We start from the raw sequence: 16,069 nt of genomic DNA, 5'->3' as shown, positions 1-16,069 counted from the left end.
CGTTGGCCACTTTAGCTACAGAAGTTAGACTAGTTAGCTTGGTAAGCTCTTGGCAAATAAAAAATGCTAAACGGTTAGTCATGCGGTGATAGCGAGGTAAAAAGTCATAAGACTCATAAAACCTTTTTCCACAAGAGCAAGCATACCTTCTTTTTCTAAGTACAAGATAGGTATGTTTAAATTGAAAAGGTAAATCCTTAATTGTCTGTTCTCTGTAGTCATGAATTTTAGAAGTTTTAGCACCACAAGCAGGGCAAATATGCTCTTTTGGATCAGTTGTAATGTAGATTTTAACGAAAGAATCCTCATGCGATATTTTAGTTACTTTAACCCCTTTTAAATTTAATAATTGTGTGATAAAATTAGATTGCACTTGTAAACTAAAAGGTACCGGGTACCACCCGACTTTTGTCGAAACTTGCTAACGAGATAAAGAAGGATCCCAAAGGAGAAATCCTGCGGGGTTCTTTTTTTATGCACAAAACTAAAGATTGGCGACTAATTATTAACTCAAAAATTTGTATAGTTTTCTATATTGAATAAGGTGCTAAATTAATGGTATAATAAATATAGTTTATATATGTGGAGGGGATCGGATTGGGTGAAAATTCAAATATAACAAATGAACAATTATTTGAATTTATGACAAAGATGTATAGCGAAATGCAAGGAATGAAAGAAAATATAGCAACAAAAGATGATTTAGATAAGACAAATCAATCCATAGCTAGACTTGAACACAAAATGGATACAAACCATAAAGCTTTATATGATGGATATAAATTAACTTATGAAAAGTTAACTACACTTGAAAAAAAGGTTGATGAAATTGATAACAAAGTTGAAAGACAGGATGTTGAGATAAGGGTAATCAAAGGAGTGAAATAATAGAAGGATCCCATCGGAGTAAAATCCAAAGGGATCCTTTTTTATTGAATAGGGGAGTAAATTAATGATATAATAAATGTAACTTATATGTGGAGGGAATCGCAAATGAGTAAGAATATAACAAATTATTTATGAAGGGACCACCTATGTTCCATTAAGGTATATAAGTGAAGAGTTGGGGAAAAAGGTAACTTGGGATGGTAAAACAGGAACTATTTTTATTGGAGAAGAGCAAGATGAGAATAAATTTTTTTATAAAAAGCCAATTGCTAAAGTAACAAAAGATATAAAGACTAGGGAAGATATAAAGGGTATATCCTTGTATGCTCAAGGTGTGTATGGTTTGCCCCATTGGCAGGATGAAAATGGCAATGAGATATATTTTCGTAAAGAATCAATCATATACACTTTACCTAGCGAGACGAAAAGTGTATCGGGTATAATATCTATGTTAGATGATATTCCATCATATTTTAGAAAATACGATTTTACAGATGATGATAAGAGAGTAAATGGCAAAATAAAGATCTATGATGAAAATGACAATGTTTTATATGAGAGTGAAAGGGTTAGGTTAATGTCAGATCCAATTGATTTTGAAATTAGTACAAAAAATGTACAAAAAATAAGATTTGAGTTGATATTGGAATGGAATAATACATATAATGGGATTGGAACAATAGCAATTAAAAATTTAAGGTATAAATATTAGAGCAATTTTTAGGGAATAGGAAGTATTTATACTGACTTTTTCCATGCCAACAAATGGATAATAGAATAGGTGGTACTAATTTACTATCTTATTGCTTTAAAATGGAAATGTCTAAAAACATTTGAAAATACCCCTTAGATGATGATACAATAATATACGAGATGATAATTTTGGGAGGGATACTATGTTTAAAAATGATAGGTTAAAGAAAGTATTAGTTATTTCAATAATACTAGTACTGGCTTTAAGTACCATTGCCGTAGCTACCAATGAGGTCTATCAGAAAAAACTTACAGCTACCTTCGGTAGAATCAAATTTAAAGTAGATGGTAAAGATGTTACTAAAGAAATAGAGAACAAATATGATACACCTGCTTTTACAGTCAACGGTCGTTCTTATGTGCCAGTAAGGGCTATTGCAGAGTTAATGGGTATGGAGGTCAAATGGGATGGGAAAACCCATACAGCAGAGATTATAGATGTTAAATCAAAAGCATATGAAGAAGAGATAAAGAAAAAGGATAAGGAAATTGCTGAACTAAAAAAGGAAATTGAGAAGTTTAAGAAAAATGTAGTTGAAGAAACAGATCTTAAGGCTGTTGAGAAAAAATTAAATAATAATTATGGTACTTATGAAGATGTATATTTCGATATAACATTAAAGGAGAATAAAAACAAAATAGACGTAGAAATAGTTATGGATTTAAGAGATAAAAGACAAGAAGACTATTGGAACAGGATAAGTTATAGCAATAGAAAAGCTATGATAGAAGATATAACAGATATTATATCTTCAGAATTCACTAATGCAGACATTTATGGGTCCGTATATGATGAATATTATAGAAGAAATGTATTGACTTTTAGTAAAAAGAAGAATAGTAGTTTAAGTATTTCTTATGATGATAGAAGATTAAGTACTTATGATGAAGAAATAGATGACATAGTATATTATGAGTTTTACGATGAAGGAATTAGAGGTGCTTACTTAAGTAGTTTAGACGTTAGTGGACGTACCATTTATTTTGAGATTGATATTCCCAGCAGCTATGAATCTGAATGGAATGACCTTAAGCCTGAAATCATAAAAAGAGTTTTAGATAAAATATCTGATGAAATCGCGTACTATTATGATTATTACTATTATGATCGCTACTATGATGACTATTATTATTCATATATAGAGGGAGATATTTATATGAAAAGCGATAGAATAGGTGAATATGATATGGACCTATATACAGGAAAATCAACATTTACTAAAATTGAAAGGTAATGAAGTATAGGGACTGTAATTAAATATTTGTTCAAATAAAATTAAATGCTCCTTTCTGGTAGGAATCTAAACAAGATTAAAATCAGAAAGGAGTATATTTTTTTTAGCAGTACCAAAGGCAGTTTTAATAATGCAATAGGAATTTTTCCTACTGCATTCCTTAAACTACCAACTTAATAGATTATTAAAGGAAACATTGAAATACCAACAATATAACAAATACGACAAAATATATCTTATACAAATGTCGAAATCCTAAGATTAAGGTGCTATTAATTCGATAACAGGAGATAAGCTGAGGTAAACATGAGAATACTGCATTTGATAACCATTTATGAAGGATTTACAATCATATTAGAAGCTAACCCTCTATTTTAATAAAAAATTTTAGGAGGTGGATTTTAGTAACAAACTATAGAATCTGAGGGTTTTTTTTATGCAGCAAAATGTTACAAAATTAACAAAAGAAAGTCCAAGATAGACTAAAAAGAAACGGATAAGAGATTTTCTATTATTATAAGTGAATAAGATAGAAAATTGCTTTAGTTGATGATGAAATTCAAGCAGAAAGAGAACCTATAGATTCTGAAAGTTTTGTTTGTTAAGCCATCGAAAGGAATTATAAATCAAAGTTTGGGTGTCAAAATATATTTTTTTGACACTAAGATTATATTGAGGAGGGTTTTTTATGGCAAAGGAGAAGAAATTAGGACTACTTCCAAAACTATTGATTGGAATTGTATTAGGTGCAGTTATTGGGCTTTTTGCACCGGAAGTAATAGGAAGGATTGTTAAAACTTTTACAGGCATATTTGGTAATTATTTAGGTTTTATTGTTCCTTTAATTATTATCGGCTTCGTTGTTCGTGGAATAGCAGATATTAGTAGTGGAGCTGGTAAACTTCTTAGTTTTTCTGTCTTTTTATCATATTTTTCCACAGTGTTATGGGGTATTTTAGCTTATTTTGTGTCCAAGGGCATATTACCAAAACTTATAAACTTTAGCACCCAGGTAGTTGAAGCTGACTTTAAAGAAAACGTTTTACTACCAATATTTGAAATAGATATGCCGCCTTTATTTAATATTACTTCTAGTATAATAATTGCTTTTATACTAGGGGTAGGAATTTCAATAGTTAAGAATAAAACTATGTTTGATTTCTTTGATGGATTTCAAAATATCATAAGTATGGTTCTTGAAAAGACAATTATACCATTTCTACCTTTTTATATTGCAGGAATCTTCTTTGAATTATCCTATTCAGGTAGGATTACTCAGGTAGTTTCAGTTTATGGTAAAGTATTTATTGCTGTAATAGTATTCCAGATAATTGCTAACCTAATAGAATATCTAATTGCATCAATATATAGTGATAGACGAATTACAGTGAAAGAGTTTATAAAGAATCAAATACCTTCATATGTAACAGCAATTGGAACACAGTCATCAGCTGCAACAATACCATTAACTCTTGAGACAGCTAAAGCAAATGGCGTAGCTAAGGAAATAAGGGATTTCTTTATACCTCTTACTGCTACAATCCATTTCCCTGGTAGCTCTATAGCTATAACAATGTTTGCTGCTGCAGTAATGATGGTAGACTCTATAACAATGCCATTTACTGTAATTCTTGGGTTTATTCTTTTAATGAGTGTAACAATGGTAGCTGCTCCTGGTATTCCTGGGGGTGCTGTAATGGCAGCTTTAGCTTTATTAGAAGGCGTTTTAGGATTTAATGAAACCCAACTAGCACTTATGATTGCACTTTATTTGACTCAAGATAGTTTTGGAACAGCAACTTCCGTTTGTGGTAACAGTTCTTTGGCAGTAATTGTAGATACAAAAGCTCGTAAATTAAATTTATTATCAGACGATAAATAATAAGTACTTTTATTGATTAAATATAATGGAGGAGATAGTATGAAGACAATTTCAGGAGACAAAGTTATTTATAAGTTTACCCCAAATATGGAGCATATTGAATCAATATCACCTAATGAAGTAATTAAAGTTGAAACTAATGATTGTTTTTTCCAACAAATACAAAGAGAAGATCAAATAATGAAAGGGATTGATCATGATAGACTTAATCCAGCTACTGGTCCTATATATGTGGAAGGAGCAGAACCAGGAGATATATTACAAGTAAAAATTCTTGATATTAATGTAGCGGATAAAGGAGTTTCAGCTGTTGTAGTAGGTGAAGGTGCATTGGGAGATAAGGTAGGAAAATCTACTATTAGAGTATTTGATATAGAAGATGGTCATGCAATCTTTGAAGGGATTAAGATTCCTATTGATCCAATGATTGGAGTTATAGGAGTAGCATCAGCAGAAGAAGATGGAGAATGGGCAACAAATTCACCATGGAAACATGGTGGTAATATGGATACTACAGACGTTAGAGCAGGCTCAACACTATACTTCCCAGTTAATCAAAAAGGTGCTTTATTGGCATTAGGAGATTGTCATGCTGTTATGGGAGACGGTGAGATTTGCTTTACAGGATTAGAGATACCTGCAGAGGTTACACTTGAAGTCAAATTAATTAAGAATAAGACAATTGAGTGGCCTTTAATAGAAACAGATAAGTATACTATGATTGTTGCGTCAGGCGATGATCTAGAAGATGCCTTATATACTGCCTCTGATCAAGCAGTAAAACTTTTAAAAGATAGTTTAGGATTAGAATGGGAAGATGCCTATATTTTAACCAGTATATCTGTAGACATGAAGATATCACAGGTTGTAAATCCAAAGAAAACCGTCAGAGCGGCTATCCCAAAAGATATTGTATCAACAGAAAGATTAATAAATAGATAGAGTATAAGTAAAGACCACTTTTATAGTGGTCTTTATTAATTAAAGAGTAAACAATATTGCCTTCCATAGACCATTAGGATATAATTAGGTGTAAAACAAATGGATACAAATTAAAGATGATATACTATATAATATAGGTTTTTAAAGAGCGAAGAAGAATATGCTTAATAAGGTTTAGGAGGGAAGGAGACTGTTAAAAAAACATTATAAAACTCTATAAAAAATTGTTAATTAACATTAATGTTTGTGGTAAGATAAAATTAAGAGGTAATAATATGCAATTGGAGAATTTTCAAAATTAATAGGAAAAACTCCACAAACATTGAAGAACAAGAATTAGTAGAAGATATGATACAAATAATAATTGTTTTTAGTTGTAGACTACAAGGTAAAAAGGCAAACAAGGCTAAAAGGATGATTAAGGAGCTAACTGAGGATGATTAAAGGCATTAAGGTTAGACTTAAACCAAATAACAAACAAAAGACAAAATTATTTGAATCAGCAGGAGTAGCTAGATTTGCATACAATTGGACGCTAAATAAACAAATAGAAAATTATAAAAATGGAGGAAAGTTTATTTCTGATGGGGAACTTAGGAAAGAATTTACTAAATTAAAACAAACAGAAGAATATAGTTGGCTAAATAATTATTCTAACAATATCACAAAACAAGCAATAAAAGACGCTTGTGATTCTTTTATTAAATTCTTTAAAGGAGAAAGCAAATATCCTAAATTTAAAAGCAGGAAAAAGTCTAAGCCTTCATTTTATGTAGACACAAACAAGATACAATTCACTGGAACCCATGTGAAACTAGAAAAACTAACAACCAGCAGAAAGAAAAACAAGCAACAATTAAACTGGATAAGGTTATGTGAACGAGAAAGAATACCTTATGGTGAAGGTATTAAGTATATAAATCCAAGAGTATCTTTTGATGGACTTAACTGGTGGATATCAGTTGGCATAGAATATCCAGAAATAAAAGATACACCAACAAATGAAGGTATCGGAATAGATTTAGGAGTTTTAGATTTAGCAATTTGCAGTGATGGTAGTATCTATAAAAATATAAATAAAACAAAAGAAATAAAAAGATTGGAAAAGAAAAAGAAAAGGCTACAAAGAAAAGTTTCAAGAAAATATGAAATGAATAAAATTAAAATGAAAGGTGGTGAAGTCCGTTACAAGAAAACAAAAAATATTATAAAACTAGAAAATCAGCTTAAAAAGTTAAATCAAAGGCTTACAAATATTCGTCATAATTACTCACATCAAATAACTACAGAAATAATAAAGCGAAAACCAAGCTTTATTGTAGTAGAAGATTTGAATGTAAGTGGAATGATGAAGAACAAGCATTTATCTAAAGCTATACAACAACTACGGTTTCATGAATTTTATAGACAAATACAATATAAGTGTGAATGGAATAATATAAAATTTATAGTAGCAGATAGATATTTTCCTAGCAGTAAAATTTGCAGTCAATGTAATTCATATAAAAAAGACTTAAAGTTGAGTGATAGGGAATATATCTGTGAATATTGTGGTTGTAAAATAGATAGAGATTATAATGCTAGTTTAAATCTTAAAAACTATGGTCAAGAAATAGCATAAATCACTTAAAAGATACTATTTCTATGTACCCATACGTTAGTGGGGAATTTAAGCCTTTGGAGTATCAAGACCATACAAGTAGGATTAATCCGAAAGTGGATACGTTGAATAAGGAATGAAACATAAACTTTTACAAGCTATTTACAAGGTTTTATAAGTTTTCAGTAACGGACTAATATTGAAGAAATCATCATTTAATAGAAAAATAATTGTATTTTTTATTATAGGGGTATTCATATTTGGAATTTTGATTATGAATAGGGATTCTATTGCATTTAAAGGTTTTAATAAACTTTCACCACCTCCCTTAGTAGCCCATGCAGGTGGTGCTATTTACGGTTTTAAGCTGACTAATTCTCTAGAGGCTTTAGAGGAAAGCTATAGTAATGGATTCCAATTAATAGAGATGGATTTTGAATGGACATCTGACGGTGAAGTAGTAGCAATCCACGATTGGGATCCTATGGTAGAAAGGCTCTTTATGACTGAAGAAAGGGTCTTGAGTTTAGAAGAATTTAAAAATTCTCCTGTCTTTATGGATTTGACTTTGTTGGAGTTTAGTGAAATAGTGGAATGGCTTGAAAATAAAGGAGATGTATACCTAGTTACAGATACTAAAGGGGATAATAAAAAGCTTTTAAAATATATATACGAAAACCATAAAAAAATCCAGACTCAAATAATTCCTCAGGTATATTCTTTTGAAGAATATGAATTGGCTAGGGATATGGGATTCGATAATATAATATTGACCTTATATAGGTCTAAATATACAGACGAGGAAATAATAGAATTTGCCAAAAATAATAAAATCTTTGCCATAACCATGCCAAAGGATAGGGGATATTCCTCTTTACCTATGAAATTAAAGGAGATAGATGTATTTACCTATGTCCATACTATAAATGAATTGTATGTATTTGAAGAATTATATGAAAATGGAGTATCGGGAATATATACCGACTATTTTCATGCCGACAAGTGGATAATAGAATAGATTGTACTAATTTACTATAAGTCTTTTTATTATTTCCGCTATCTATTTAACAATATGTTTTTTAAAATATCCTTGGGTTCTTTTTTATATTGAATAAGGGAGTAAATTAATGGTATAATAGATATAACTTATATGTGGAGGGGACCGGAATGGGTAAGGATATAACAAATGAGCAATTATTTGAATTTATGACAAAGATGTATAGCGATTTAAATGGAAAAATTGATAATATGGATAGGGAAATGAAAGAAGGGTTTAAAGAGGTAAAACACGATATAGTTAGACTTGAAAATAAAATGGATATGAATCACAAGGCATTATATGATGGATATAAATTAACTTATGAAAAATTAACTATGCTTGAAGAAAAGGTTAATGAAATTGATAAAAAAGTTGAAAGACAAGATGTTGAGATAAGGGTAATTAAAGGGGCAAACTAGTTAATGCAAAGCAAGCCCCAGCAAGCTCAAGGGAGTAAAAGCATCTTCCCCTCGCAAAGGTACCGGGTATCACTCGAATTTTGTCGAAAGGCAAACTGGGTAAGAAGTAAGTTGAAAATGAACACCTTACAGGTAAAAATACTTGTGAGGTGTTTTTGTGTACGAAGGCATAGGATTAGGCACAAAATTCATATTTGGTGATAACTTGTGGAACTGGATTTTGGGATTAAGCTGTGTAGCATCTGAACAAAAGGATAAAAATGAAAAAGGAATAAGATTTTTATAATAATAATGGTACTACTATTATCAATTTCTACGATTGGATATAGATATTACCCCTTCAGACTGGAGAAAGCTAGAGAGGGAGGAAGACCTAGAATATATTTTAGATAGGATATCCGATAAAATCTTTAGAGACTATTATAATGATAGGGTATATATTGATGTCTATGCAGACGATGAATATAAGGGAGGTTACACCAGGTATTATGACGATAGGCATGATGAGTTTGAGGAATCTTAAATAGAATGAGAATTGGATACGAAAGGACCCCATAGGTAGGAAACCCATGGGGATTATGGTATAATATTTACATATGTTCAAAATATACTAGGAAAGATGGAGATCTATGGAAAGAAGATGGAGAATAGGAAAAGCAATGGGAATTATATCTATTATACTATGTTTTAGTTTAATTCCCCATATTTCAGGGGCCCAGAGTAACCCTATTAAATATAGGCTCTACGATCTGCTAATCGACGAAGCCATAGAATCTGGGGAGGGGCTTAAGATTAGGGCGACAATGGATGGTTCCACAACCCTAGTTCCAGTAGGAGAGGTATATAAGGCCCTAGGCTACCAAGCCCAATGGGATGCTAAGAACCAGGTTATGAACTTATGATATATCTGATATAGATGAGCTTAAAGTAAATTGGCAGTGCACATTTAAAATTAGCAGAGTATTTTAATATAATAATTTGAAATTGAAATAGTTGTGGATGTAAAGGATACAAAATAAAATATATTATTATATAATGATTAGTTCAAACTATGGAATGTTAAATACGGATAAGCTTATGATGTTAAAAGCACTTAATGGAAATACATTATTAGGAATAAATCATGAAAAGCATTTTACTTTAATAATTATCCAGCTTTATCTTTGTATCTCCATTAATACCTTTAAGTTTAGTTCTTTTTTTAAACCAGCATTGAAAATTATAGAAGATGTATAATAAATTATAATAGCTGTTATCTTTATGAACAATACATGATATAATATCAAATATAAGTGCAAGATGAAATTGGGGGTGTTCAAATGACCAATGAAGAATTTCAAAAAATAGTATTAGAAGAGCTAAGAAGTCTAAAAGAAGGACAGAGAAACTTAGAGGAAGGGCAGAGAAACTTAGAGGAAGGGCAGAGAAACTTAGAGGAAGGACAGAGGAACTTAGAGGAAGGGCAGAGAAACTTAGAGGAAAGGCAGAGAAACTTAGAGGAAGGGCAGAGAAACTTAGAGGAAGGACAGAGAAACTTAGAAGAAGGACAGAGAGAAATAAAAAAAGAGTTACAAGCTATAACTGAGCAAACAGCTGACTTGACAGAATTTAGAGAAGAGACCAATGCTAAACTTGACACTATTATTGAGGAAAATGAGATATTAAAAGAACTAATAGGAAAACATGAAGTAGATATTAGAAGGATTAAAAGAAGAATAGTATAGAAAATCATAAAAAGATAACCATACCAGTTTCAGGGGTAATGCAATTAAGATTTGAAATTCCAAGGTATCGTCTTGGTATAGGTGATCCTATATTAAAATAGTTGGATTGTTAAATTATTATATTATTGAATGAAATTCTTTATGGGGGAGCCGTTTTGTTCTCCTTTTAGACATTATATAGGAGGATTTTGTAAATGAAGCAGAAATTAAATATTATAATTTTTTTATTAATAATTCCACTAGTTTTAGTATCTTGTAGTTCTAATTCTAGTAATAATAGTTTAAACGTTGATAATGATTTAACGGATGATGAAGTAATAGGTAATAAAATAAATGAAGAAGATATTGTAGGACAAATACTCATTAATAACGATGGTAGTAATACTACTTTAGAAGAATTAAGTATTAAGGAAGTAAGAAGTGATGGTACAAGAATCTTAGATGGTAGGTTTTCAGAATATGGATATCCAGATAAGGAAGATTTCGATGGAGTATCAGTTAAGGAAATAATTGAAAAGACCTTAGAACAAGCTAATAGAACAGATAACTATTCTGTACATTTCAGTGGGTATCAAGAATTGCCAATGGGAACGGACCAGTTTGATATATACTATGACCAGGATGAGAGTGGCAGATTTAGAGTAACTCATGAGACGAGAGAATATTTAACAAGAGAATCGGATTTTGCAATGACGGTTTTTAATGGAGAAAAATATACATGTCTATTGCCAGAATATTTTAGAGGCGACGAACTTAATTTGCCATCAGGATTGTCAGGCTCTGAGGTGTTTGAAATACTGAAAAACCAATATATGTATGGTATGGACACAAATAGTGGAATAGCAGAGGGAACTAACCTTGAAGAATTAGTTCATCAATATCCTAGAATAGCAGTACCAGCTCTAAATGAATCAATATCCTTTTTAGAGATATTTAGTGAAAGTGATATGGGATCTTTTATAAGATTTAAAGATGGATTTAAAAGAGGACATGCCCATTACTTTGATGAAGATGAAGATGTTTATCATATAATGTATATAAATAAAAATTTAGATAATCCAGAAAATGCAACAGAATTTAACTTTTATATAAATAAGGATACTTATTTAATAAGATTTCAGCAGGGTTCTATGGGTGAATTACAGTATACATCTACCCTTGAAAGTTATTCAACAGATAATGAATATTCCGATGAGTTTTTTTCCCTTGAAGATTTTTGATGGGACAATGTATGGATAAGGGGATAGATAATTTGTCCACATAAAGCCTTTGGAACATCAGGGACGGTACTCACTGTTCCAATAATAAAAAGAAACTAGAAGTTATTTTTCAGGTAATGTAAGATAATCTATGGTTTTAAGAAATAGAATTCTCTTTTCTAGTAAGAATCAAAAAGATTTAAACTAGAAAGGAGAATTTTTTATGTTAATATTACCAGAAGAAGTATTAGGAATTTGGATAGGAGAAGATGAACCATCTAAGTTTTGGCTAAGGGTGTTAAATGATATGAAAAATAGAGGTTTAGAAGATGTATTAATATATTAGTGCTGGGTTCGTATATTTTACACAAGATTAACATAGATCCAGATACTGAAGATTATGATTCAGATTTTCCTGGGCATACATTAGTTTATGAACTAGGGAATTATGCTTTACGATTTATAGACCATGACTATAATGATGGTTATTATTTAAACACTTCGGTAAATTTAATTTGACTTGTGTTTTAATAATAATTTAAATGGTATAATATATTTAATAAGAGATTTGTTTTGTAGCATGAAAGGAGTGGTAATATCATGAATTTTGTTAGAAAGATTGCAAACAGTGATGTATTAGCTGATATAATAGATATACCTAAAGAATTAAGAAATAAAAAAGTTGAAATTATTATACTACCTTATGAAAATACAAATAGTTTAGATGTTCTTAAAAAGAAAAGCCTAAGAGGAGCTTTAGCAAAATATAAAAATGAAGAGCTTCAAGATAAAGAAAAGGGAGCTTGGGCAAATGCAGTGGTGGAAAAACATGAAAATAGTTGATGCAAACATTGTATTAAGATATCTTCTAAATGATTCAGAAGAGCTAGCTGAAAAAGCTACAGAGATATTAGAAAACAATGAAGTGTTTATACCAAATGAAGTGATTGCAGAGATTGTATATGTACTTGAAAAGGTATATAAAGTAAAAAATGATGAGATAAGTGATACTCTTAGAAATCTTTTGCAATATAGAAATTTAAAGGTGGCTGACTTAGACGTAGTTGAAGAAGCCTTAGTTTTTTACGGTAAACTGAGATTAGATTTTGTAGATACATTGCTTTACGCATACCACGAAATAAAAGGTCACCAAGTCTATACTTTTGATAAGAAATTAAACAAATTATTAGAAGGATAATCGCAGGACAGCAGGCATGGTTCTCACTGTCCCGATAATAAAAAGAAACTAGAGCCTATTATTCATGTAATGTAAGATAATCCGTGATTTTACGGAAAGAGAATTTTCTATGTTAATATTATCAAAGTAAGTACTAGGAAATATGATTAATGATGGGAATTTAAAAGCAACAGATGATTTTCATTTATCTCTTAAAGAAATGTTTAAAGATGTACTGTAAAAGATGTTAGAAGTAGAAATACAATTAGAATATTCTAAGGATAGGTATTAATATTATTAGAGGGAATAGAGGATAGTGTTTAAATAGAAACTATTGTGGTATAAAAAAATCAACTAGAGAATCAGTTTTTAGGCTGGTTCTTTTCTTTTGATATTAAAGAGAATTGTAGAATTAATTTTGTTATAATATAAAAAACGGATATGAGAGTAGGGATAATATGCTTCCATTAAGGGATACTGCATCTAGGCGAAGAGTGCCCATAGCTACTTTGTCTATTATAGCTATAAATCTGATAGTGTTTGTAAATCAACTATCCATGCCATATGATGGAGTTATAGAGATGTTATATAAATATGCTTTTATACCATCTCGGTTCGTAGATGGATTGACTCAAATTGAATCCTATATTCCTCTGGTTACTAGTATGTTCATCCATGGAGATATGATGCATATTATAAGCAATATGTGGTCATTGTGGCTCTTTGGGGATAATGTAGAGGAACGTATGGGTTTCTTTGGATTTATAGTTTTTTATTTACTAACGGGTTTGATAGCGGGTTTTGCTCATTTTGTTTCAAACCCTATGTCTGATATACCCACAGTTGGCGCATCTGGAGCCATTGCAGGGGTAATGGGTGCTTATTTCATAATGTTTCCTCATGCTAGAATAGTAACTTTAGTTCCATTTATACCATTTGTTTTACGGGTACCGGCTCCAATCTTCTTATTCATCTGGTTTATTAGCCAATTGCGTTCAGGTATATATGGCATGGTAGGTGGAGTTGCATGGTGGGCCCATATATTTGGGTTTTTGGCAGGGATATTCTTATACAAGAGGTTTCTTAAGAAGAGATTTTAGATTCCATGGGACAACAGAGACGGTTCTCACAAGATATATAGAAAAGATATTATTATAATGATATAATAATCTTAAGGAGAACGAAAAGTTGGTGAGAAAATGGAAAATAGAATAACAAAGAAACATGACACCACATTTAAAGAAGTATTTAGTCAAAAAAGAATAGCAAAAGATTTTATAGAAAATAATATACCTAAAGAAGCATTAAATATAATAGATTTGGAAAGTTTTGAACTTCAAAAAGATAGTTTTATAAGCAAAGAGTTGCAAGAAAACTTTTCGGATTTAATATATAAGGTAAGAATAAATAATAGAGATGCCTATATATGTTTTCTATTAGAACACAAATCCTACAAAGATAAATTGGCAATATTTCAAGTTCAAAAATATATTTTGGAGTTCTGGACTTCAACAATACAAAAAGAGAATAAAGAAGAATTACCTATTATTATACCCATGATAATTTATCATGGGAAAGAAAAGTGGAATTTAAAGACGGACTTGAGGGATATGATACCCAAATTCCACGAATTACCAGAATATTTTAAACAAAGAGTACCAGTTTTTACTGGGACAATGGGACAGCGAGAACTGAACTGTCCCTGCTATCCCATTTTTTATTGTGTCATCCTGAGCGTAGTGAAGGATTTCTGTTTTTTATCTATTAAAGTGGTGAGATTATGTATAAAAATATAATTAAATTTACAAACAATTACACAAAAACTAAAAATAGAAGACGATTTAGACTTGAAGAATTGGAAAATTATCTTATCCTTGCATATAAGGGTAAAAGTGGATATGAAAAAAAAGGAGGATATAAAGGTTTATATAATGGACTTACTAGGGCAGTAGACGAAGGGATAGTGAAGGAGATAAATAGTTCAAACTATAATGGAATGAATCCTCCTCTTAAGAATAGATGGGAAATAATAACTGAAGAAAGAGTTGGAGAATGGGATAGAAATGAAATGTTGAAAATGTCCGATTTACTTGATTTTGGATATTATGAAAGGCATCTGGAGTATCAGAATAAAAGGGAATGGGAGTATATAAGTAATATTTATAATTTTTTAAAGGCAAGGGAAAATCGAGAATGGGCTAGCGTAGAGGAAAGATCCTTGGAACTTTTTTACGATGAGAAGTTTTTATATTCCAGAAAGAAAGAAAAGATTGATAATAAAATACTTACAAGGTTGAATATTAAATATGAAGATTTAAAGATGAAAAAGTATGGAGAAATGTTCATATACTGGAAAAGGAGAATAGAAAATATAAAAAAGGTGATAATCCTTGAAAACCATTCTACTTTTTTTTCATATAAAAGAGCTTGCGAAAATGGGGTAGATATTTTTGGAGTATTACCTGATTTACTTATTTTTGGTCAAGGTAAAAAGATAATAAAAAGTTTTTCTTTTATCGAAGAATTGGCTTCTCCTTTGGAATTAGAAATACTATATTTTGGAGATGTTGATCCTGAAGGCTTTATGATATATAGAAGTTTTAAAGAAAGATATGCTGAGTTAAATATAAGACTACATTTGGAAGCATATATACATCTTTTAAGTATTGGGAAAAATCATCCTTGTATTGGACAAAATAAAAATGTTCTAGATTTAAATTGTATATTAGATGAATTTGTTAATCCTTCTCTTCATAATTATGGAGAAATATTGAAAGAACTGTGGACAAGGGATTTAAGGATTCCACAGGAGTATATAACTTATGAATATATCCTGAAAGGTGATGGATTTGGGAGTAATTGAAAGTGGATTCTTTGATAGGATGAAAAAAATTGAACCAATAAGGATGTTAGGGACGGGCATGGATGCTGGAGAACTTAATGAATTTTCCCATGAAATATCTTTCCTTATTCTATTGAATATATTTAGAAGAGAATTAACAGAAAACCCTAATAGGACTAGGATGGATATGATCCATATTGCAGAAGAGATAGTAAGGGAGATGGGAATAGAAACGTCTAAGGAGAATATCGAAAGGGTTGTAGATGGTACCCTATGGTATAGGGAACCTAGTAGACAAGAAAGTTTCAGCACCACTATTTACAACGAAGAAACGGAAAATAGGGAAGAATATATATTTAGGTATTTGAT

General features: G+C 30.7%; 21 protein-coding genes and 2 pseudogenes. 21 read left to right on the top strand and 2 right to left on the bottom strand.

Translation table 11 applies throughout. The features are described from left to right. Positions 1–373: transposase family protein (locus C3E89_RS13405; RefSeq protein ID WP_236910898.1), on the bottom strand; the 373-nt coding region annotated here is incomplete at its 3' end. Between the two features lie 224 nt (positions 374–597). Here C3E89_RS13405 and C3E89_RS02370 point away from each other — a divergent pair. The 21 genes and pseudogenes from C3E89_RS02370 to C3E89_RS02275 all read left to right on the top strand — a co-directional run bounded on the left by C3E89_RS02370 (position 598) and on the right by C3E89_RS02275 (position 15,721). Next, on the top strand, positions 598–888 hold the full coding sequence (locus C3E89_RS02370; RefSeq protein WP_236910897.1) for a hypothetical protein: 291 nt from the start codon (positions 598–600) through the stop codon (positions 886–888). A 124-nt stretch (positions 889–1,012) separates the two neighbouring features. Further along, complete coding sequence (locus C3E89_RS02365) at positions 1,013–1,600, top strand: stalk domain-containing protein (protein WP_336512953.1); 588 nt, start codon at positions 1,013–1,015, stop codon at positions 1,598–1,600. Positions 1,601–1,784: 184 nt separating this feature from the next. Beyond that, positions 1,785–2,876 carry a copper amine oxidase N-terminal domain-containing protein gene (locus tag C3E89_RS02360; protein ID WP_236910895.1) on the top strand — a complete coding sequence of 364 codons (1,092 nt, stop codon included), beginning with the start codon at positions 1,785–1,787 and terminating at the stop codon, positions 2,874–2,876. 688 nt (positions 2,877–3,564) lie between these two features. Further along, positions 3,565–4,758, top strand: coding sequence for a dicarboxylate/amino acid:cation symporter (locus C3E89_RS02355; protein ID WP_236910894.1), 1,194 nt, complete (start codon positions 3,565–3,567; stop codon positions 4,756–4,758). Positions 4,759–4,797: 39 nt separating this feature from the next. Then, entirely contained in the window at positions 4,798–5,700 is a 903-nt protein-coding gene (locus C3E89_RS02350) for an acetamidase/formamidase family protein (RefSeq protein WP_236910893.1), read from the top strand. 309 nt (positions 5,701–6,009) lie between these two features. Continuing rightward, positions 6,010–6,144 (top strand): annotated as a pseudogene (locus C3E89_RS02345) (IS607 family transposase); the annotation flags it as partial. Next, the gene (locus C3E89_RS02340; protein ID WP_236910892.1) at positions 6,137–7,321 is read left to right on the top strand and encodes an RNA-guided endonuclease InsQ/TnpB family protein; all 1,185 of its coding nucleotides are present in this window, start codon (positions 6,137–6,139) and stop codon (positions 7,319–7,321) included. The pseudogene C3E89_RS02345 and the gene C3E89_RS02340, both read left to right, overlap by 8 nt. Before the next feature lie 253 nt (positions 7,322–7,574). Next, entirely contained in the window at positions 7,575–8,318 is a 744-nt protein-coding gene (locus C3E89_RS02335) for a glycerophosphodiester phosphodiesterase family protein (RefSeq protein ID WP_236910891.1), read from the top strand. Positions 8,319–8,467: 149 nt separating this feature from the next. Next, the gene (locus tag C3E89_RS02330) at positions 8,468–8,758 is read left to right on the top strand and encodes a hypothetical protein (protein ID WP_236910890.1); all 291 of its coding nucleotides are present in this window, start codon (positions 8,468–8,470) and stop codon (positions 8,756–8,758) included. 157 nt (positions 8,759–8,915) lie between these two features. Then, complete coding sequence (locus C3E89_RS13250) at positions 8,916–9,044, top strand: hypothetical protein (protein ID WP_272876552.1); 129 nt, start codon at positions 8,916–8,918, stop codon at positions 9,042–9,044. Positions 9,045–9,077: 33 nt separating this feature from the next. After that, complete coding sequence (locus tag C3E89_RS02325; RefSeq protein ID WP_236910889.1) at positions 9,078–9,281, top strand: hypothetical protein; 204 nt, start codon at positions 9,078–9,080, stop codon at positions 9,279–9,281. Positions 9,282–9,387: 106 nt separating this feature from the next. Further along, positions 9,388–9,660 carry a hypothetical protein gene (locus tag C3E89_RS02320; protein WP_236910888.1) on the top strand — a complete coding sequence of 91 codons (273 nt, stop codon included), beginning with the start codon at positions 9,388–9,390 and terminating at the stop codon, positions 9,658–9,660. A 178-nt stretch (positions 9,661–9,838) separates the two neighbouring features. After that, positions 9,839–9,994, top strand: coding sequence for a hypothetical protein (locus C3E89_RS02315; protein ID WP_236910887.1), 156 nt, complete (start codon positions 9,839–9,841; stop codon positions 9,992–9,994). 83 nt (positions 9,995–10,077) lie between these two features. Continuing rightward, positions 10,078–10,482 carry a hypothetical protein gene (locus tag C3E89_RS02310; protein ID WP_236910886.1) on the top strand — a complete coding sequence of 135 codons (405 nt, stop codon included), beginning with the start codon at positions 10,078–10,080 and terminating at the stop codon, positions 10,480–10,482. 194 nt (positions 10,483–10,676) lie between these two features. After that, a complete protein-coding gene (locus C3E89_RS02305; RefSeq protein WP_236910885.1) occupies positions 10,677–11,702 on the top strand; it encodes a hypothetical protein in 1,026 nt (341 codons plus the stop codon). 217 nt (positions 11,703–11,919) lie between these two features. Next, positions 11,920–12,024, top strand: a pseudogene (locus C3E89_RS02300) (transposase); the annotation flags it as partial. A 257-nt stretch (positions 12,025–12,281) separates the two neighbouring features. Next, complete coding sequence (locus C3E89_RS02295) at positions 12,282–12,524, top strand: hypothetical protein (protein ID WP_236910884.1); 243 nt, start codon at positions 12,282–12,284, stop codon at positions 12,522–12,524. Further along, positions 12,511–12,879, top strand: a complete 369-nt coding sequence (locus C3E89_RS02290; RefSeq protein ID WP_236910883.1) for a PIN domain-containing protein — start codon at positions 12,511–12,513, stop codon at positions 12,877–12,879. The genes C3E89_RS02295 and C3E89_RS02290 overlap by 14 nt, the downstream gene beginning before the upstream one ends. Positions 12,880–13,316: 437 nt before the next feature. Continuing rightward, on the top strand, positions 13,317–13,958 hold the full coding sequence (locus C3E89_RS02285) for a rhomboid family intramembrane serine protease (RefSeq protein WP_236910882.1): 642 nt from the start codon (positions 13,317–13,319) through the stop codon (positions 13,956–13,958). Positions 13,959–14,057: 99 nt separating this feature from the next. Then, positions 14,058–14,654 (top strand): Rpn family recombination-promoting nuclease/putative transposase, encoded by a 597-nt coding sequence (locus C3E89_RS02280; protein ID WP_236910881.1) that lies wholly within the window; start codon positions 14,058–14,060, stop codon positions 14,652–14,654. Next, positions 14,639–15,721, top strand: a complete 1,083-nt coding sequence (locus C3E89_RS02275; protein ID WP_236910880.1) for a Wadjet anti-phage system protein JetD domain-containing protein — start codon at positions 14,639–14,641, stop codon at positions 15,719–15,721. Before C3E89_RS02280 ends, C3E89_RS02275 begins: the two co-directional genes overlap by 16 nt. Here C3E89_RS02275 and C3E89_RS13470 read toward each other — a convergent pair. After that, the gene (locus tag C3E89_RS13470; protein WP_442870585.1) at positions 15,653–16,012 is read right to left on the bottom strand and encodes a hypothetical protein; all 360 of its coding nucleotides are present in this window, start codon (positions 16,010–16,012) and stop codon (positions 15,653–15,655) included. The two genes, C3E89_RS02275 and C3E89_RS13470, sit on opposite strands and share 69 nt — an antisense overlap. Positions 16,013–16,069: the final 57 nt, after the last annotated feature.

The organism is Clostridium sp. Cult1 (assembly GCF_021655095.1).
Lineage (GTDB): Bacteria > Bacillota > Clostridia > Tissierellales > Tepidimicrobiaceae > Schnuerera.
This window is presented reverse-complemented; position numbering and strand designations above follow the sequence as displayed.